Here is a 17,031-nt window from a genome sequence, read left to right as displayed (position 1 = left end):
ATGATGCGTGTGGATCAGCGTAAGGGTTCCGTCTCGGCATAGGGATCCGGGACATCGAGCGCCGCGAGGATGACGCGTTCCAGCGCCTCCATCCCCTCGGCTTCCTCGCCGTCCTCGTGATCGTGGCCGATCAGGTGCAACGTACCGTGGACGGCGAGGTGAAGGAGATGGTGGGCCAGCGGCTTGCCCTCCTCCTCCGCCTCGCGCGCCAGCGTCTCATAGGCGATCGCGATGTCGCCGAGATGGGGATCGCCGCCTTGCCGGGCGATCTCGGGCGTCGGAAAGGACAGAACGTTGGTCGCCTTGTCCTTGCCGCGCCAATCGCGGTTGAGAGCACGAATGCCCTCGTCGTCCGTCAGCATGACCGCTATCTCGGTTCCGTCCGGCAGATCCGCGGCCGCGGTACGGCAGGCGGCGATCACCGCCTGCACCACGAGATCCTCGGCCGGGGGAAAGGTCGACCATAAGTCGGCCTCCACCAGCACGTCGACCTCGATCAGAGAGCCATCGCTCATCGCGGGCGGTTCCTGCTGTCGGCGGACGGCGTGGGCGCACGCCCGTCATAGGCGGCGACGATGCGCCCGACCAGTTCGTGCCGCACCACGTCGGCGGCGCTGAAATGGCAGACCTCGACGCCCTCGACATCGCTGAGCAGGTCGACCGCCTCGGCAAGACCGGAGGTCTGGCCTGGCGGCAGGTCGATCTGGGTGGGGTCGCCGGTTACGATCATATGCGAGTTTTCGCCGAGGCGCGTCAGGAACATCTTCATCTGCATTGATGTAGTGTTCTGCGCCTCGTCGAGGATCACGCAGGCATTGGAGAGCGTGCGTCCGCGCATGAAGGCCAGAGGTGCGATCTCGATCTCGCCCGAGGTGAGCGCCCGCTCCACATAGGCGCGGTCCATCAAATCGTGGAGCGCGTCATAGATGGGACGCAGATAGGGATCGACCTTTTCCTTCATATCGCCGGGCAGGAAGCCGAGCCGCTCCCCGGCCTCCACCGCAGGACGCGAAAGGATGAGCCGGTCGACCGCGCGGCGCTCCAGCAGATGCACCGCATAGGCAACGGCGAGCCAGGTCTTGCCGGTGCCGGCCGGGCCGACGCCGAACACCAGCGTTTGCCGCTTCAGGGCGCGGATATAGGCATCCTGCGCCGCGGTGCGCGCCCGCACCGGGCGGCGGCGCAGCGAAATCTCGTCAAAGCTCTGGCGCCGGGCGGCGGGATCGAAATCGAACAGGAAGCCTTGGGAGGCTGCCTCGCGGATCACGCCCTCGACATCGCCGGGGCCGAGATCGGCGCCTTTCTTGAGACGGCCATAGAGCGTTTCCAGCACATGGCGTGCCTGCTCGCAGGCCTCGCGCGAGCCCTCCAGCGCGACGTGGTTGCCGCGCTGCTCGGCCACCACCTCGAGCCGGCGCTCGATCAGCGCGAGGTTCTGGCCGTAATGGCCGAAGAGCAGGCTGGCGAGGCGGTTGTCGTCGAAGGCCAGCACGAGCTGGAGCGGCGTGTCGGCGGTGGGATCGGTCCAGCGCGCCTCGGTGCCGGCCGGCGCCGGGCGGGGCGCGACGAGCGTGGCACCGCCGCCGCGTTCGACGAAGACCTTGTCCGGCCTTCCTCCGTCTGACTTTCCTGCCCGCGAACGATCATGGTCGGATCCGGGTCGCCGCACGCTCACGCCTCCACCTTCTCCACCGGCACCATGCCGGCTTCCAGTCTCAAGCCGCCCTGCGGCGGCCGATCGCTGCCGAAGGCCTCGCCGCCAATGATCGTGCCGGCAAGGCTCCTGGTGCTGACCTCGCGGATATCCACCTCGGCCAGCGTTCCGATCGCGGCCGTGGGCGCAAGGACCACCACAGACTGGAGATAGGGCGAGCGCCCGATGAGTTGACCCGGCAGACGGCCGGGCTTTTCGAGGAGGATATCGAAGCGCCGGCCGCGGCAGGCCGCATCGAACGCCGCTTTCTGGCGCTCCAGCAGGGCCTGCAGCGCATAGAGGCGCTCGTTCTTCACATCCTCGGGAAGCTGCGAACCGGAACCCGCCGCCGGCGTACCGGGCCGCGGGCTGTACTTGAAGGAGAAGGCCCCCGCAAAGCCGACGCGCTCCACGAGATCCATCGTGTCGGCGAAATCCTCATCGCTCTCGCCGGGAAAGCCAACGATGAAATCCGAGGAAAAGGCGATGTCGGGGCGCGCCGTGCGCACCTTCTCCACCACCTCGAAATAGAGCTCGCGGTCATGCTTGCGGTTCATCGCCGCGAGAATGCGGTTCGAACCCGACTGAACCGGCAGATGCAGATAAGGCATCAGCGCCGGCATCTCGCGATGGGCGGCGATCAGGTCGTCATCCATGTCGCGAGGATGGCTGGTGGTGTAGCGGATGCGGGCGATGCCCGGCACCTCGGCAACCCGGCGCACCAGCTCGGCAAGGCCGGCCGGGGAGCCATGACCGTCATCGCCGTGATAGGCATTGACGTTCTGGCCGATCAGCGTGACCTCGCGCACCCCGCCATCGGCGAGGCGTTTCACCTCGTCGAGGATCTTGGCCACCGGCCGCGACACCTCGGCCCCGCGCGTATAGGGCACGACGCAGAAGGTGCAGAACTTGTCGCAGCCTTCCTGCACCGTCACGAAGGCGGTCGGGCCGCGCTTGGCGATGGCGGCACGGGTCGGCGGCGCCAGGAAGTCGAACTTATCCTCGACCGGAAACTCGGTCTCTACGATCCGGGCGCGCTTGTGGGTGCCGCGGCTCTGCGCCTCGGCAATCAGCTCCGGCAGCCGGTGATAACTTTGCGGGCCGACCACGAGATCGACGCCATGGGCGCGCTTCACGATCTCGGCGCCCTCGGCCTGCGCCACGCAGCCGGCGACCGCCACCATCGTGCGGCGCCCCAGCTCCTCCTGCTGCTTCCTAAGCCGGCCGAGTTCGGAATAGACCTTCTCGGCCGCCTTCTCGCGGATGTGGCAGGTGTTCAGGATGACGAGGTCGGCATCGTCCGCGGTGTCCGTCTCGACATAACCCTCGCGTGCAAGCTGATCCGTCATGCGCTGGGCGTCATAGACGTTCATCTGGCAACCGAAGGATTTGACGAAAAGCTTCCGGGGTTCGCTCATGGGACTCAAGGGTGGGCACGGCCGCAGGCACGGGAAAGCGGACCGGACATGAAGGGATGTGACGAAGGCGGCGCGCTCCCGCGCGCTGCAGACTGTGGCGTGCCCATGCGACGGCGCGGTGAAGGCAATCGCCGTCCTCCGCTCGTTTCCAGCTCACTGGTGCCCAGCTTGCTCGTATGGAAGGTCGCGATAGGGTTCTGCTCCTGAGGCTACGTCGACTCTACCTTTAACCGGATTCCGGAAAAAAGGGAATGCGCCACGCCTTATCCCCGCTGGCGTCCGGTAAGCGCACCGCCCAGCATGCGGCGTGCGGCGCGCTCGGCGGCAAGCGTCACCTTCTTGCGGTCGCCGCCAGCGATCGGCGCGCCGAAATGCAGCTCCACATCGATGGCACCGCGCTTCATCACCTCGATGAGATGGGGGGCAAGGTCCATGTCGCCATACCAGGCGACCAGCGGGCGGCGCTGCCGGCCGAGCGGGATACCGCCTTGCGCGACATAGGCAAGCGCGACCGGCTGGACGAGCGCTCCGCCTCCGCCCGCACCGTCCATCGCCTCGCGGGTCGCGCCCAGCAGGGCGGAACGGAAAGCGAGCACCCGGTTGCCGTCGCTCGACGTGCCCTCGGCAAACAGCACGACCGGATCGCCTTCCGCCAGCCGCGCCGCTATCTCCCGATTGACCCGCCCTGTATCGGTCCGGCTGGAGCGATCGACGAAGACCGTACGCTGCAGGCGGGCGAGCAGGCCGATGCCGGGCCAGCGCCCGATCTCGCTCTTGGCGACGAAGCCGAGCGGCACGCACGAGCCGAGCACCAGGATGTCGAGCCACGACACATGATTCGCCGCCAGGATCAGCGGGCGCGCCGCCTCCACCTCCCCCACCACCCGCACCCGCACGCCGAGCAGCGCCAGCGCAGCGCGGTGGAACAGCAGGGGGATGAAGCGCCGGCTGGGCAGCCCGAGGCGCAGCGAGAACCACTGCAGGGGGATGCCGATCGCAACCAGCCCCAGCACCCCGGCGAGCACGCAGGCGACGCGCAGCCGCCCGAGACCGCCACCCATGCCACCATGGAGGCGCTCCACGGCTCAGTCCTTCGACAGGTCCGAAGTCGTGGAGGGAGACGGCGGCGCCTTTTCGGGCGCGTCGAGCGGCACGCCATAGAGTTCGAGCCGGTGGCCGACGAGACGGAAGCCGAGACGGCGCGCCACCTCCTCCTGCAACCGCTCGATCTCCTCGGAGCGGAACTCGACGACCGTGCCGGAGCGCAGGTCGATCAGATGGTCGTGATGCTCGTCCGGCACCGGCTCGTAGCGCGAGCGGCCGTCGCGGAAGTCGTGCCGCTCGATGATGCCCGCATCCTCGAACAGCTTCACCGTACGGTAGACCGTCGAGATCGAGATGCGGTCGTCCACGGCCGCGGCGCGGCGGTGCAGTTCCTCGACGTCGGGATGATCCTGCGCATCGGAGATCACACGCGCAATGACCCGTCGCTGATCGGTCATGCGCAGGCCGAGCGTCATGCAGGCTTCCTCGATCGCGGTCGGCTTCTCGGTCATCGTCACGCCCGTCTCACATCCCGCCCCAGCCTTAGGACGCCTGTGCCCACCTAGGCAACCACGTCACGGCGATTGCCGTGTGAAACCGCTCTCAGGCGATGTCGCGGCGCATGGTCAGCGCGGCGGCCGGAACGCCGCCTTGCGTGCGATAATAGCCCGAACGCCGGCCGATCTCGCGAAAGCCGGCGCGTGCATAAAGCTTGCGCGCCGCCGCGTTCCCCTCCTCCACTTCGAGGAAAACGGTGGTGTAGCCCTCGGCGGCGAGCCGGCCGAAGACGGCTTCCACCAATTGTCGACCGAGTCCGCGCCCGCGCCAGCGCGGCGCCACCGCAACCGAGAGAATCTCGGTTTCCGGCAACACGCCGCGGGTGAGGATGAAGCCGATCGGGGCCCCCTGGGGGCCGTCGGTAGCCAGGAAAGCGAGGCTGAGCCGGTCGGCGAGCAGCCGCTCGAATTCGGCGGCATCCCAGGCGATGTGGAACGCCCCGGCATGGAGGCCTGCCAGCGCCGCGGCGTCCCGGCTTGTGGCCACCCGCAACGCAGGGGGCCGGTCGGGAAAGAAGCGCGACAGCAAACCGCTCATCAACGGGCGATCCGGGCGCCATCCTGCGGCCGGGCATCGGGGCCGCGCAGATAGAGCGGGCGCGGCGGCGAGCGGGCGGGATCGGCGATGGCGGCGAGGCGCGCCAGCCAGACCGGATCCGGCGTCGCCTCGGCATCCACGCTGAGCGGGGCCGGCTGACCCGCCGGCCAGTGCTCGGCGAGGATCGCGGCGCCCGATCCCACAAGCCGCACCGGGCCGATCGCGACCGCGCGCGCGGCGTCGCGCACATTCATCGCACGCGCCCCGATCAGCACGCGCCCGCCGGCGCCGAACATCTGGACATAGAGATTCTCGTGCCGGGCATCGAGCGCGGCAACCACCGGGACGGCATCCTCGTCCGCGAGCGGAGGGGCGGCCAGCGTCGCGAGCGTCGACAGCCCTATGACCGGGCGCCCGGTGGCGAGCCCGAAGCCGCGGGCCGCAGACAGCCCCACCCGAAGCCCGGTAAAGCTGCCCGGGCCCACGGTCACGGCAAAGGCATCGATGGTGTCGAACGAGGTCTTCGCCTGCTCCATCAGCCGCCCGATCATGGGCACCAGCGTCTCGGCATGCCCGCGCGCCATCGGCAGCCGCTCGACGGCAAGCGTCGTATCGGTTTCGACGTTGTGGAGCGCGGCGGCGCAGGCCTCCAGCGCGGTGTCGATGGCAAGAATCAGCATGTCACACTCCGTCCCCACAATGGCATGGGAACGGGGCGGGACAGAAGCGAGGATGCGGCGGCGTCCCCGGCCTCAGGCTCTGCGGTCTTCAGACCGGCCGCACCTCGACCACATCGGGCACGAAATGACGCAGCAGGTTCTCGATGCCGTTCTTGAGCGTGGCGGTCGAGGACGGGCAGCCCGAGCACGAACCCTTCATGGCGAGGAAGACGACGCCGTCGCGATAGCCGCGGAAGGTGATGTCGCCGCCGTCATTGGCCACCGCCGGCCGCACCCGGGTGTCGATCAATTCGCGGATGGTGTCCACGATGCCGGCATCCTTGCTCTCGAAGAAGGTGTCCTCCTCGACCTCGGACGCCTCTCCGGCGAGCAGCGGCTTGCCGGAAACGAAGTGCTCCATGATGGCGCCGAGGATGGCCGGCTTGAGATGCGCCCAGTCCGCGACATCCTTGGTCACGGTCACGAAATCCGAGCCGAAGAACACGCCCGTTATGCCCGGCACCTCGAACAGCGCCTGCGCCAGCGGCGAGCCGGCGGCTTCCTCACGGTTGCGGGCCTCGAAGGTGCCCTGGCCGAGCACGGTGCGGCCCGGCAGGAATTTGAGGGTTGCAGGGTTCGGGGTGGCTTCGGTCTGGATGAACATGGCTCGCTCCGTCCATGCGGGATTCAAGGTCCCGCCGGCGTGGGTTGTCAGGCTTCTAGATAGGCGCTCGACGCGGGCAAAGAAAGGGCGGGAAAGCCGGGCGCCATCAGGCCAGCGCATCGATCTCGTCATCGGTCAGGCTTCCCGGCACGAGCGTGATCGGCACCAGCAGCCGCGGCCACGCACCGTGGGCGGCGCTTCCGCTCGCCAGCGCAGCGATCAGCGGCCCCGGGCCTTCCGAACCGGTAGCGGCGGCGAGAACGAGGATGGCGATGTCCTCGTCGGCCTCGATCAGCCGCACCACCTCGTCCGCCACCTTGCCCTCGCGCAGCACGCGCTCGGGCTCGACCCCGGAGAGGCGGCGCACCCGCGCGGCGAAATGCTCGAGCCGGGCATTGGCCTGCTCGCTGGCCTCGGCACGCATCAGATCGCCGACCCCGAGCCACTGGCTGGACGCATCGGCAAGATCCATGACGGTCAACATCACCACCCCGCCGCCGGTGCGCGAGGCCCGGCGTGCCGCGTAGTAGAGCGCGCGGTCGCATTCCGGGGTTTCGTCGACCACGACAAGAAACTTGCGGGCATGGCCCGGCTCGAAGCTCTGGCGACGACGCGGCATCAGGCTCTCCCGTCTTGTCGGCTGCGCAATCGAGCGCGGAACAGCGTGCAAGGCAACCGTCCGATGTGCAGGACGGCGGCGGAAGCCGGCGTCAGGCTCCGGCCGCCCCTGTCCCGCCGGCTCGGCCCCCGGCTGCCGGCTCGGCCTCGATCCGGTTGGTCTCGCCACTGCCGTCCAGCATGTCCCACATCTCGATCATCGGGTCGATGCGCCGACTCTTGAGGTAGCGGTAGAACGTGCCGTTCTCGGAATCCACCGGCGTCGCGTGGCGCGCCACGGCGCGGTCGACGACGCCCACCCGCCAGCCGAGGCTGCGCACCTGCGCCCCGAGCAGGATGTCGATGCCATAGCCGCTGATGCCGCGTGCGAACACGGATCCACATGTCTCCAGCGCCCGCCGGCTCAGCGCCGGCATCATGATTTCCACCGCGGTAACCGGCCGCCACGGCGCAGCCCTGCCCCCCTGCTGCATGAGCACGGGAAAATAGCTGCTGGAATCGGCAGTGAGCGACGGCTGCGCGAGATCGAGACGTTCGCTGTCCATGACCGCGAAGAAGGTTGCGATCGTCTCTGGGGCGATCTCGACATCGTCGTCGAGAAACAGCACCCGGTCATAACGCAGCAGCAGATGCGGGTGATGCTTCAGCAGCAGCGCGATGGCGGTCGACTTGGTGCCGGACTGACGCACCACATAGTCGGCGGCGCCAAGCGCGCCCTCCGGCTCGGCATAGAGGTTCAGCATCAGGTCGAACCGGCGCGCGCCATCGTGCAGCGACGGCTCGTGGCGGCCATTGGTCTGCACGAACACCAGGTCGCGATGGCGGCGCTCCGGGAGCGCCTGGCGCAAATCGAGGTCGACGGTATCGCGGAAGGCCTGCTGGTTCCGGGCCAGTTCGACATGGGAGAGCGGAAGCCAGGGTTCCCGCACCCGCCGGGCGAAAAGCCCCATCAGGTCGCGCAGCAGCCGTCCGCGCCGGCGCTTGTGAATGCGCAGGATCCATTCGAGCGACACATCGGGTGCCGGATCCTCGCCGTGCGTGAGGCCATGACGACGGTAATGCTCCCATGCCGAAAGCCCGGAGGCTGCCACCTGCGGATGACGCTCGACATACCAATCCGCGTCGAACTCCGCACAAGCCGGGCCGGATCGTCGTTCCGACAGGAACCGCGCGAACGCCGCACCGCCGCCGGCAGACAGGTTCGCGGGGGAATAAAGCGGATCGAAGAAGGGATGCGGTCGGTTTCCCCGGGCCTCGCCGACGGCCACGTAATGAACGAGTGCAAACGGCAGATACAGCCGGCTACCCAGATAAACCCGGGCATAGGCACTGTGCGCGAAGACCCCGGACGCCAGAATCCTCACATAATGGAGCACCCGTCCGAGGCAAGAAGCGCCGCCCGGTTCCTCATTGCCACGTTCCGTCACCGTGTTCACCAAGCTCCTGCATCCGCGCGCGGCCGACCGGCGGTTGCCACAACTCCGACTATCATTCCGTGCTTAGCTGCGCTACGCGAAGACTTGCGGATCGACGGCGTGCGCTCACGGAAGGCGCGGCACGTCCCGCACGGTCCGGCCAGCAGGATGGGGGCACGCGTGATCTACCTCTTTAGCCCGGCTCGTTTTCAGGACGACCGCGGCTGGTTCTCGGAAACCTACAACGCCCGCAAAGCCGCCTCTCATGGCCTCGATATGGTGTTCGTGCAGGACAACCAGTCCTTCTCGCGCGATGCCGGCACCATCCGGGGCCTGCATTTCCAGGCCGCACCCGTCGCGCAGGGCAAACTGGTGCGTGTGCTGACCGGGCGCATCCTCGACGTGGCGGTGGACATCCGCCGGGGCTCGCCGACCTACGGCCAATATGTCAGCGCGGAACTTTCCGCCGAGAACGGCGCGCAGCTTTATATTCCGCCGGGCTTCGCCCACGCCTTCGCGACGCTGGAGCCGAACACCCAGGTCTTCTACAAGGTCACCGCCTTCTACGACAAGGCGAGCGAGGGCGGCGTGCGTTGGGACGACCCGGACATCGGAATCGACTGGGGTCTCGGCGACCTCACCCCGACCCTGTCGGCCAAGGATGCCCTGCTTCCGACCCTTTCATCGTTCACCAGCCCGTTCGACTATGACGGCGTGCCGATGACACTGACCACCCTGTCCCCCTACTGAGCGCGACCAACCCCATGCGTGTGCTTGTAACCGGCGGTGCCGGCTTCATCGGATCGGCCGTCTGCCGCCATCTCGTCGATGATCTCGGCCATGAGGTGGTCAATGTCGACGCCCTCACCTATGCGGCGAATCTCGCCTCGCTGGATCCGATCGCCTCCTCGCCGCTCTACACCTTCGAGAAGGCAGACATCCGCGACCGCGCGGCGATGGACACCCTCCTCGCCCGCCATCAGCCCGATGCGGTGATGCACCTCGCCGCCGAGAGCCATGTCGATCGCTCCATTGCGGCGGCGGCAGTGTTCCTCGAAACCAACATCATGGGCACGGCGACGCTGCTGGAGGCGGTGCGCGCCTATCTCGACCGGGCCTCGCCGGAGCGGCGCGACGCGTTCCGCATGCTGCACATCTCGACCGATGAAGTGTATGGCTCGCTGGGACCGGACGGGCTCTTCACCGAGAGCACGCCCTACGACCCCTCCTCGCCCTATTCGGCCTCCAAGGCGGCGTCCGACCATCTGGTTCGCGCCTGGACCCGCACCTATGGGCTGCCCTGCGTCATCTCCAACTGCTCGAACAATTACGGGCCGTACCACTTCCCGGAGAAGCTGATCCCGCTGGTGATCCTCAATGCGCTGGAGGGCCGCGACCTGCCGGTGTATGGTGACGGATCCAACATCCGCGACTGGCTCTATGTGGAAGACCATGCCCGCGCGCTGGTGATGGTGCTGACCCGCGGCCGGATCGGCGAGAAGTACAATATCGGCGGGCGCAACGAGCGTACCAATCTCGCCGTGGTCGAGACCATCTGCACTCACCTCGACGCGATGCGCCCGCGCAATGCCAGCCATCGCGATCTCATCCGCTTCGTCACGGATCGCCCGGGCCACGACCACCGCTACGCCATCGACGCCACCAAGACCGAGACCGAGATCGGCTGGCTGGCGCAGGAAAGCTTCGACACCGGCATCGAGAAGACCGTGCGCTGGTATCTCGACAACGAGGCCTGGTGGCGTCCGCTGCGCGAGAAGGTCTATGGCGGCGAGCGGCTCGGCACGCTGGGCGAAACGGGGAGCCGCTCCTGATGCGCGTGGCGGTCACGGGCCGGACCGGCCAGGTGGTCAGCGCCCTTGTCGAACGCGGACCGCTGGCGGGCATCGACGTCCTGCCGGTCGGGCGCCCGGACATGGACCTCGCCGATCCGTCATCCGTTGCCCGCGCGCTCGCCGCGGCAGAGCCCGACGTCATCGTCTCGGCGGCCGCCTATACGGCGGTGGACAAGGCGGAGAGCGAGCCCGAGCTCGCTCATGCCATCAACGCGACCGGCGCCGGAGCCGTGGCGAGCGCCGCAGCCCGGCTCGGCGTACCGGTGGTACATCTGTCGACCGACTACGTATTCGACGGCAGCAAGTCCTCAGCTTATCGCGAGGACGACCCGGTGCACCCGCTCGGCGTCTATGGTACGAGCAAGCTGGCCGGCGAACGCGCGGTCGCGGCGGCGACGCCCGACCATGCCATCCTGCGGGTCGCCTGGATCTTTAGCCCGTTCGGGGCGAATTTCGTCCGCACCATGCTGCGCCTTTCGGAGACGAGGGATGTCGTGCGCATCGTCGCCGACCAGCAGGGCGGCCCGACCTCGGCGCTCGATATCGCCGATGCGGTGCTCACCGTCGCGACGCGGCTGCGGGCGGGTCCGGTGCCGGAGCTGCGCGGCATTTTCCATCTGCCGCCGGCTGGCGAGGCAAACTGGGCGAGCTTCGCCGAGGCCATCTTCGCCGGGGCAGGGAAGCGCGGCCGCAATCCCTGCGCGGTCGAGCCGATCACCACGGCGGACTACCCGACGCCGGCGCGGCGCCCAGCCAATTCACGTCTGGCCGGCGAGCGGATCGCCGCCATCCATGGCATCGCCCTGCCGGACTGGCGGGACAGCCTCGAAACCTGCCTCGACCGACTGCTGGGGCCCGCGCCATGATGCGCCCGGCTCGGCACCACATGACAGCATGCAAGACACGCAGGAGACGGCCATGAAGGGTATCATCCTAGCCGGCGGCGCGGGCACGCGCCTCCACCCGATGACCATGGCGGTCTCCAAGCAGATGCTGCCGGTCTACGACAAGCCGATGATCTATTATCCGCTGTCGGTGCTCATGCTGGCGGGCATCCGGGAAATCCTCATCATCTCGACCCCGCTCGACCTGCCGCTGTTCCAGCGCCTGCTCGGCGACGGCTCGGATTGGGGCCTCGACATCCGCTATGCCGAACAGCCGAAGCCCGACGGCCTCGCCCAGGCCTTCGTGATCGGCGCGGATTTCGTCTCCGGCGGCCCGTCCTGCCTGGTGCTCGGCGACAACATCTTCTACGGCCATGGGCTGGGCGACCTTCTCGGCAACGCGGTGAAGCGCACCTCCGGCGCCTCGGTGTTCGCCTATCATGTGCCCGATCCCGAGCGTTACGGCGTCGTCGAGTTCGACGCTGCGAAGAACGTGGTGTCGATCGAGGAAAAGCCCCTGAAGCCCAAGTCGAGCTGGGCCGTCACGGGCCTTTATTTCTACGACGAGCAGGTCGTCGACATCGCCGCCAACCTCAAGCCCTCGGCACGCGGCGAGCTTGAGATCACCGATGTCAACCGCCATTACCTCGCCCGCGGCACGCTGAATGTCGAGCTGATGGGTCGCGGCTATGCCTGGCTCGATACCGGCACCCCCGAGAGCCTGACCGATGCGTCGAGCTTCGTGCGCACGCTGGAGACACGCCAGGGCACGAAGGTGTGCTGTCCGGAGGAGATCGCCTTCCGTCAGGGCTATATTGACGAGGCCCAGCTCGGCCGGCTCGCCACAAGGCTCGGCAAGAGCAGCTATGGCCGCTATCTGGCCGCGCTGATGACCGAGCCCCGGATCGACTGACGGCGCCGGCAAGCAAAGGCCGGGCACGCGGCAGGCGCGCCCGGATTACGCCGGTCCGGTGTGCTCAGCGCACGAAGCCGACGATGTCCTTCACCTGGCGCATCGTCTCGTCCGCCAGAACGCGGGCGCGCTCGCCGCCCTTTTGCAGCACGGCGTCGATATGGCCGGGGTCGGCCACCAGCCGCTTCATCTCGGCGCCGATCGGCCCGAGCTTGGCGACCGCGAGGTCCACCAGCGCGCCCTTGAAGGTCGAGAACTGGCCGGCGCCGAACTGCTGCAGCACTTCGGCCGGCGTGGTGCCGGACAGCGCCGCATAGATGCCGACGAGATTCTCCGCTTCCGGGCGTGGGCGCAGGCCTTCCACCTCGGAGGGCAGCGGCTCGGAATCGGTCTTTGCCCGGCGCACCTTCGAGGCGATGGCGTCGGCGTCATCGGTCAGGTTGATGCGCGAAAGATCCGACGGATCGGACTTCGACATCTTCTTGGAACCGTCGCGCAGGCTCATCACCCGCGCCGCCGGGCCGCCGATCAGCGGCTCGGGCAGCGGGAAGTAGCTCTCGCCGAGCCCCTGCGCGGCGATGGACGGGCCGAAATCATTGTTGAACTTCTGCGCGATGTCGCGCGTCAGCTCCAGATGCTGCTTCTGGTCCTCGCCCACCGGCACATGGGTGGCCCGGTAGAGCAGGATATCGGCGGCCATCAGCGTCGGATAGGCATAGAGACCGACCGAAGCGTTCTCGCGGTCCTTGCCGGCCTTTTCCTTGAACTGGGTCATGCGGTTCAGCCAGCCGAGGCGGGCGACGCAGTTGAACACCCAGGCGAGCTCAGCATGGCCCGCGACCTGGCTCTGGTTGAACACGATATGACGCTCGGCGTCGATGCCGGCGGCGAGATAGGCCGCGGTCACCTCGCGAATGTTGCGCCGCAATTCGTCCGGTCCGCCCCAGACCCGCATGTCCTGGGTGATCGCATGCATGTCGACGACGCAATAGATGCAGTCATAGCTGTCCTGCAGTTCGGCGAACCGCTTGATGGCGCCGAGATAATTGCCGAGGTGCAGGTTGCCGGTGGGCTGCACGCCGGAAAAGACCCGCTGCTGGAATGCCATGGAGTGTCCTCAAACTGACCGGGCATCGGCCCGGAATGCCTCGTCGGCCCGGATGGCCGGCACAGGCGGGCGCGTCATCGCATGACCCTGCAGATCGGGCAAGCATCTCGCGGATCGCGCCAAGCGTCGAAGCTGCGCACCCTTGCGCATCATCACCCCCCGCGCAGGGCACGCTTCAGTTCCTTGAGATCCACGGCGCCTGCGAGCTGGGCAACGCCCGCATAGAGCGCGACCGCGAGGGCGACGATCGTCGCCAGCACACCGAATCCCACCGCCCCACCCCGCTCCAGCGGGCCGGCGAGCAGATGGCCCGCGAAGAAACTTGCCAGCGCCATGACGAGCGCCGCCGGCAACAGGCGCGGCAGGCGCCGGCGCAATGTCGCGTCGACCGGCAACAGGCCTCGCCGCATCAGGCCGCCCGCGAGGAGGCCGGCGCCGACAAGGCTCGAAACGAGCAGTCCCAGCGCCGGGCCGACAAGCCCGAGCGGCCCGGCCAGCGCGAAGCCGGACACCCCACCGACCGCCAGTGCCGCCAGTCCGGCCGCCGTGGCGAGCCGGCCGCTTCCATGAGCGAAGGCGATGGCGGCAAGGATTTTCTCCATCGCCTGGACCGGCAGCGCCAGCGCCAGCAACGCCAGCGCCTCGCTGGTGGCGGCAACGGCCGCGGCGTCGAAAGCACCATGGCGGAACAGCACGGTGACGATCGGCTCGGCCAGCACGATGAGGCCGAGGGCCGCCGGCAGCGCCAGGGTGATCGTCGCCTCCAGCCCCCGGCTCGCCGCCTCGGTCCGCCCGGTTCCGACAAGGGCGGGCAGCAGCACCGCACCCGCCACCGCGCCGATGACGCCGAGCGGCAATTCGACCAGCCGCGAGGCATAGAACAACGCGGCAACCGCACCCGGCACGCCGGACGCCACCGCGCCGGCGATGATGAAACGCAGCGGCGGCAAGGCCGCGCTGAGCAACGACGGTACTGCCCCGAGCAGGGTGGGCGCGGCCGCGCGCAGGCCGTTCCACAGCTCCGCAATGTTCGAGGGCAGGCGCGGCGCGAAGCGGCAGCCGGCAACCGCGGCGCATTGCACGGCGAACTGCACGGCCGCGCCGGCGAGGGTCGCTGCGGCGAGCCAATCAAGAGCGATCCGCGCCCCCGCCGGCGTCTCCGCTCCCACGGCGGCGGAGGCGAGCGCCAGAAACAGCACCGCCAGCACGCCGACATTGCCCATCAGCGGCGACAGCGACGGCAGGCGGGTGCGGCCCGCCGCATTGGCGAGCGCCGCGAGCACGCCCGAAACGGCCATCAGCGGCAGGCAGACGACGGTGAGCTGGCCTATCCACACCGCATCGGCAAAGCGCGTCTCCCCCGGTGCGAAGCCCGGTGCCAGCAACCGGATCGCCTGCGGCATGAAGACATAAAGCAGCGCGGCCAGCATCATGCCGATCCCGAACTGCAGCAGGACAGCGCCGAACGCCAGCCGCCGCACAGCATCGGGCCCGCCGTCGCGCTCGGCACGCAGGGCTGCCGGCACCACCGCGCCGTTGAGCGCGCCCTCGCCCAGCAGACGACGGGAAAGCTGCGGCAGGGCAAGGCCCGCCACCGCCGCATCGGCGACGGCGCCGGCCCCGAACAGCGCCGCGACGGCGGCGTCGCGCGTGAAGCCAAGGATCCGCGAGCCCAGCACCAGCACGGCGACGACCGACGCGTTGCGGATGAGGCTCATGAAGCGATCCGATGCAGCATGAAGCGATCCATAGCCGAGCCGCACGTCCGCGGAAAGCGCTGCGGTGCCAATGGGTGCGGGGTCCCGCATCATCCCCGTGGTTTGCCACTCCGGGTGCATTCTGATAGGCCGGACCGGCTGGCGACCGACCGTCCCCGGCTCCCTTTTCCTCCTGCAACAGAGACGCGCCTCGTGACCTCAGCCCGCCTCGACGTCCTCGGTTTCGGCAACGCCATTGTCGATGTCATCGCCCGTGCCGAGGAGGCATTCCTTGCTGAACAGGGGATGCGGAAAGCGGGAATGACCTTGATCGACGAAGCCCGCGCCGTCGCGATCTATGGCGCGATGGGACCAGGGATCGAGGTTTCCGGCGGCTCCGGAGCCAACACCACGGTCGGCGTCGCGGCGCTTGGGGGCAAAGCAGGCTTCATCGGCAAGGTGAAGGACGACGCGCTCGGCGCGATCTTCGGCCACGACATCCGCGCCGCCGGCGTCCATTACGCGACCCCCGCCGCCCCGGAAGGCCCGGAAACGGGACGCTGCCTCATTCTGGTGACGCCCGATGGCGAGCGCACCATGAACACGTTCCTCGGTGCCGCGCAGAATCTCTCGCCCGCCGATGTCGACGAGGCGACGGTGGCGAGCGCTTCGGTCAGCTATCTCGAAGGCTATCTCTGGGATCCGCCGGAAGCCAAGGCGGCGTTCCTCAAGGCCGCCGGCATCGCTCACGGGGCGGGGCGCGACGTCGCGCTCACCTTGTCCGACGCCTTCTGTGTCGGACGTTATCGTTCTGAATTCCTTGATCTTATTCGCTCGGGCACGGTCGATCTCGTCTTCGCCAACGAGCAGGAACTGCTCTCGCTCTACGAGACCGATGACTTCGCCGCCGCCCTCGCACGGCTCCGCCAGGAAGCCCGGCGGGCGGTCGTGACGCGCAGCGCGAAGGGGGCGATGGCGGTGTTCGGCGACGAGACGGTGGAGGTCGCCGCCGAGCCGGTGGCGCAGGTGGTGGATACCACCGGGGCGGGCGACCTGTTCGCCTCCGGCTATCTCCTTGGCCACGCTCGTGGTTTTTCGCCCGAGCAATCCCTGCGGCTCGGCGCGGTGTGCGCGGCCGAGATCATCTCCCATATCGGCGCGCGCCCGGTCGGCGACCTCAAGGCGCTCGCGCGGGCGGCCGGCATCGGGCTCTGACGCATCGCCGATTCCGGCAGGCCGATGAGTCCAGTGTGGTGGATGATGAGGCCAGAATGTCGTGCAGAATGACGAAGGGCCCGGCCGCCTGAGGCGGACCGGGCCCTTTTTCTCAAGCCTCGTCCTTCAGCGCGGAGCGCGTTTGGCGAGGATGCGCTGAAGCGTGCGCCGATGCATGGAAAGACGCCGCGCGGTCTCGGACACATTGCGCCCGCACAATTCATAGACGCGCTGGATGTGCTCCCACCGGACCCGATCGGCCGACATCGGATTTTCGGGAAGCTGCGGCTTGTAGTCCGCCTGCGCGTCGAGCGCGGCACAAATGTCGTCGGCATCCGCCGGCTTGGCGAGATAGTCGACCGCGCCCATCTTCACCGCATTCACCGCCGTGGCGATGTTGCCATAGCCGGTGAGAACGATTCCGCGGGCTTCCGGGCGGCGGCGCTTCAGCGCCGAGATGACCTCAAGCCCGTTGCCGTCGCCGAGCCGCATGTCGACGACCGCATAGGCCGGGGCGGCGCCTTCGACCCGGGTCAGGCCGTCCGCAACCGTCTCGGCGGTGGTGACGGCGAAGCCGCGCGATTCCATGGCGCGGGCGAGGCGCTGCAGGAAGGGGCGATCGTCATCGACGATCAGAAGGGAGCGGTCGGAACTGTCGGCGGTCATTTCGAGCATGGCGTTTTCCTCAGGCGTCGCGCGTTGGCCGCTGCGACCTTGTGTCTTTCGTCCTAAGGTACACGCTTCTGCGCCCTGTG

18 protein-coding genes are annotated in these 17,031 nt (G+C 68.3%); 5 read left to right on the top strand and 13 right to left on the bottom strand.

Annotated features, from left to right (window positions below):
- Positions 1-14: 14 nt before the first annotated feature.
- From ybeY to MWN34_RS13930, 10 genes are all read right to left on the bottom strand, one after another.
- On the bottom strand, positions 15-515 hold the full coding sequence (gene ybeY / locus MWN34_RS13975; RefSeq protein ID WP_247029908.1) for an rRNA maturation RNase YbeY: 501 nt from the start codon (positions 513-515) through the stop codon (positions 15-17).
- Positions 512-1,492: a PhoH family protein gene (locus MWN34_RS13970; protein ID WP_247029939.1), complete on the bottom strand. Its 981-nt coding sequence runs from the start codon at positions 1,490-1,492 to the stop codon at positions 512-514. The genes ybeY and MWN34_RS13970 overlap by 4 nt, the downstream gene beginning before the upstream one ends.
- A 179-nt stretch (positions 1,493-1,671) precedes the next feature.
- Positions 1,672-3,111, bottom strand: coding sequence for a tRNA (N6-isopentenyl adenosine(37)-C2)-methylthiotransferase MiaB (miaB, locus tag MWN34_RS13965; protein ID WP_247029907.1), 1,440 nt, complete (start codon positions 3,109-3,111; stop codon positions 1,672-1,674).
- A 263-nt stretch (positions 3,112-3,374) separates the two neighbouring features.
- Complete coding sequence (gene olsA, locus MWN34_RS13960) at positions 3,375-4,193, bottom strand: lyso-ornithine lipid O-acyltransferase (protein WP_247029906.1); 819 nt, start codon at positions 4,191-4,193, stop codon at positions 3,375-3,377.
- Between the two features lie 3 nt (positions 4,194-4,196).
- Positions 4,197-4,667, bottom strand: a complete 471-nt coding sequence (locus tag MWN34_RS13955; protein ID WP_247029938.1) for a Fur family transcriptional regulator — start codon at positions 4,665-4,667, stop codon at positions 4,197-4,199.
- A 91-nt stretch (positions 4,668-4,758) separates the two neighbouring features.
- A complete protein-coding gene (locus MWN34_RS13950) occupies positions 4,759-5,250 on the bottom strand; it encodes a GNAT family N-acetyltransferase (protein ID WP_247029905.1) in 492 nt (163 codons plus the stop codon).
- Positions 5,250-5,930 (bottom strand): tRNA (adenosine(37)-N6)-threonylcarbamoyltransferase complex dimerization subunit type 1 TsaB, encoded by a 681-nt coding sequence (gene tsaB / locus MWN34_RS13945; RefSeq protein ID WP_247029904.1) that lies wholly within the window; start codon positions 5,928-5,930, stop codon positions 5,250-5,252. The genes MWN34_RS13950 and tsaB overlap by 1 nt, the downstream gene beginning before the upstream one ends.
- An 88-nt stretch (positions 5,931-6,018) precedes the next feature.
- On the bottom strand, positions 6,019-6,573 hold the full coding sequence (locus tag MWN34_RS13940) for a NifU family protein (protein ID WP_247029903.1): 555 nt from the start codon (positions 6,571-6,573) through the stop codon (positions 6,019-6,021).
- Positions 6,574-6,679: 106 nt separating this feature from the next.
- On the bottom strand, positions 6,680-7,243 hold the full coding sequence (locus MWN34_RS13935; protein WP_425532115.1) for a universal stress protein: 564 nt from the start codon (positions 7,241-7,243) through the stop codon (positions 6,680-6,682).
- 40 nt (positions 7,244-7,283) lie between these two features.
- Positions 7,284-8,627, bottom strand: a complete 1,344-nt coding sequence (locus tag MWN34_RS13930) for a glycosyltransferase family protein (protein WP_247029901.1) — start codon at positions 8,625-8,627, stop codon at positions 7,284-7,286.
- Positions 8,628-8,786: 159 nt separating this feature from the next.
- On the opposite strand from MWN34_RS13930, the gene rfbC reads away from it, so the two are divergent.
- Genes rfbC through rfbA form a run of 4 tightly spaced genes read left to right on the top strand, consistent with a single transcriptional unit; the run spans position 8,787 to position 12,256 of the window.
- The gene (gene rfbC / locus MWN34_RS13925; RefSeq protein ID WP_425532114.1) at positions 8,787-9,356 is read left to right on the top strand and encodes a dTDP-4-dehydrorhamnose 3,5-epimerase; all 570 of its coding nucleotides are present in this window, start codon (positions 8,787-8,789) and stop codon (positions 9,354-9,356) included.
- Positions 9,357-9,370: 14 nt separating this feature from the next.
- Entirely contained in the window at positions 9,371-10,438 is a 1,068-nt protein-coding gene (rfbB, locus tag MWN34_RS13920) for a dTDP-glucose 4,6-dehydratase (RefSeq protein ID WP_247029899.1), read from the top strand.
- Positions 10,438-11,325 carry a dTDP-4-dehydrorhamnose reductase gene (rfbD, locus tag MWN34_RS13915; protein WP_247029898.1) on the top strand — a complete coding sequence of 296 codons (888 nt, stop codon included), beginning with the start codon at positions 10,438-10,440 and terminating at the stop codon, positions 11,323-11,325. The genes rfbB and rfbD overlap by 1 nt, the downstream gene beginning before the upstream one ends.
- 52 nt (positions 11,326-11,377) lie before the next feature.
- Positions 11,378-12,256, top strand: coding sequence for a glucose-1-phosphate thymidylyltransferase RfbA (rfbA, locus tag MWN34_RS13910; RefSeq protein ID WP_247029897.1), 879 nt, complete (start codon positions 11,378-11,380; stop codon positions 12,254-12,256).
- Between the two features lie 64 nt (positions 12,257-12,320).
- Here rfbA and trpS read toward each other — a convergent pair whose 3' ends face one another.
- Together trpS and murJ are read right to left on the bottom strand one after the other, a co-directional pair.
- Entirely contained in the window at positions 12,321-13,364 is a 1,044-nt protein-coding gene (trpS, locus tag MWN34_RS13905) for a tryptophan--tRNA ligase (RefSeq protein ID WP_247029896.1), read from the bottom strand.
- Positions 13,365-13,516: 152 nt separating this feature from the next.
- Positions 13,517-15,082: a murein biosynthesis integral membrane protein MurJ gene (gene murJ / locus MWN34_RS13900; RefSeq protein WP_247029895.1), complete on the bottom strand. Its 1,566-nt coding sequence runs from the start codon at positions 15,080-15,082 to the stop codon at positions 13,517-13,519.
- Positions 15,083-15,274: 192 nt separating this feature from the next.
- On the opposite strand from murJ, the gene MWN34_RS13895 reads away from it, so the two are divergent.
- Complete coding sequence (locus MWN34_RS13895) at positions 15,275-16,276, top strand: adenosine kinase (RefSeq protein ID WP_247029894.1); 1,002 nt, start codon at positions 15,275-15,277, stop codon at positions 16,274-16,276.
- A 126-nt stretch (positions 16,277-16,402) separates the two neighbouring features.
- On the opposite strand, the gene MWN34_RS13890 is transcribed toward MWN34_RS13895, so the two are convergent.
- Positions 16,403-16,951, bottom strand: a complete 549-nt coding sequence (locus MWN34_RS13890; protein WP_247029893.1) for an ActR/PrrA/RegA family redox response regulator transcription factor — start codon at positions 16,949-16,951, stop codon at positions 16,403-16,405.
- Between the last annotated feature and the right edge of the window lie 80 nt (positions 16,952-17,031).

This window comes from Ancylobacter crimeensis (assembly GCF_023016805.1).
In the GTDB taxonomy this organism is placed as follows: domain Bacteria; phylum Pseudomonadota; class Alphaproteobacteria; order Rhizobiales; family Xanthobacteraceae; genus Ancylobacter; species Ancylobacter crimeensis.
This window is presented reverse-complemented; position numbering and strand designations above follow the sequence as displayed.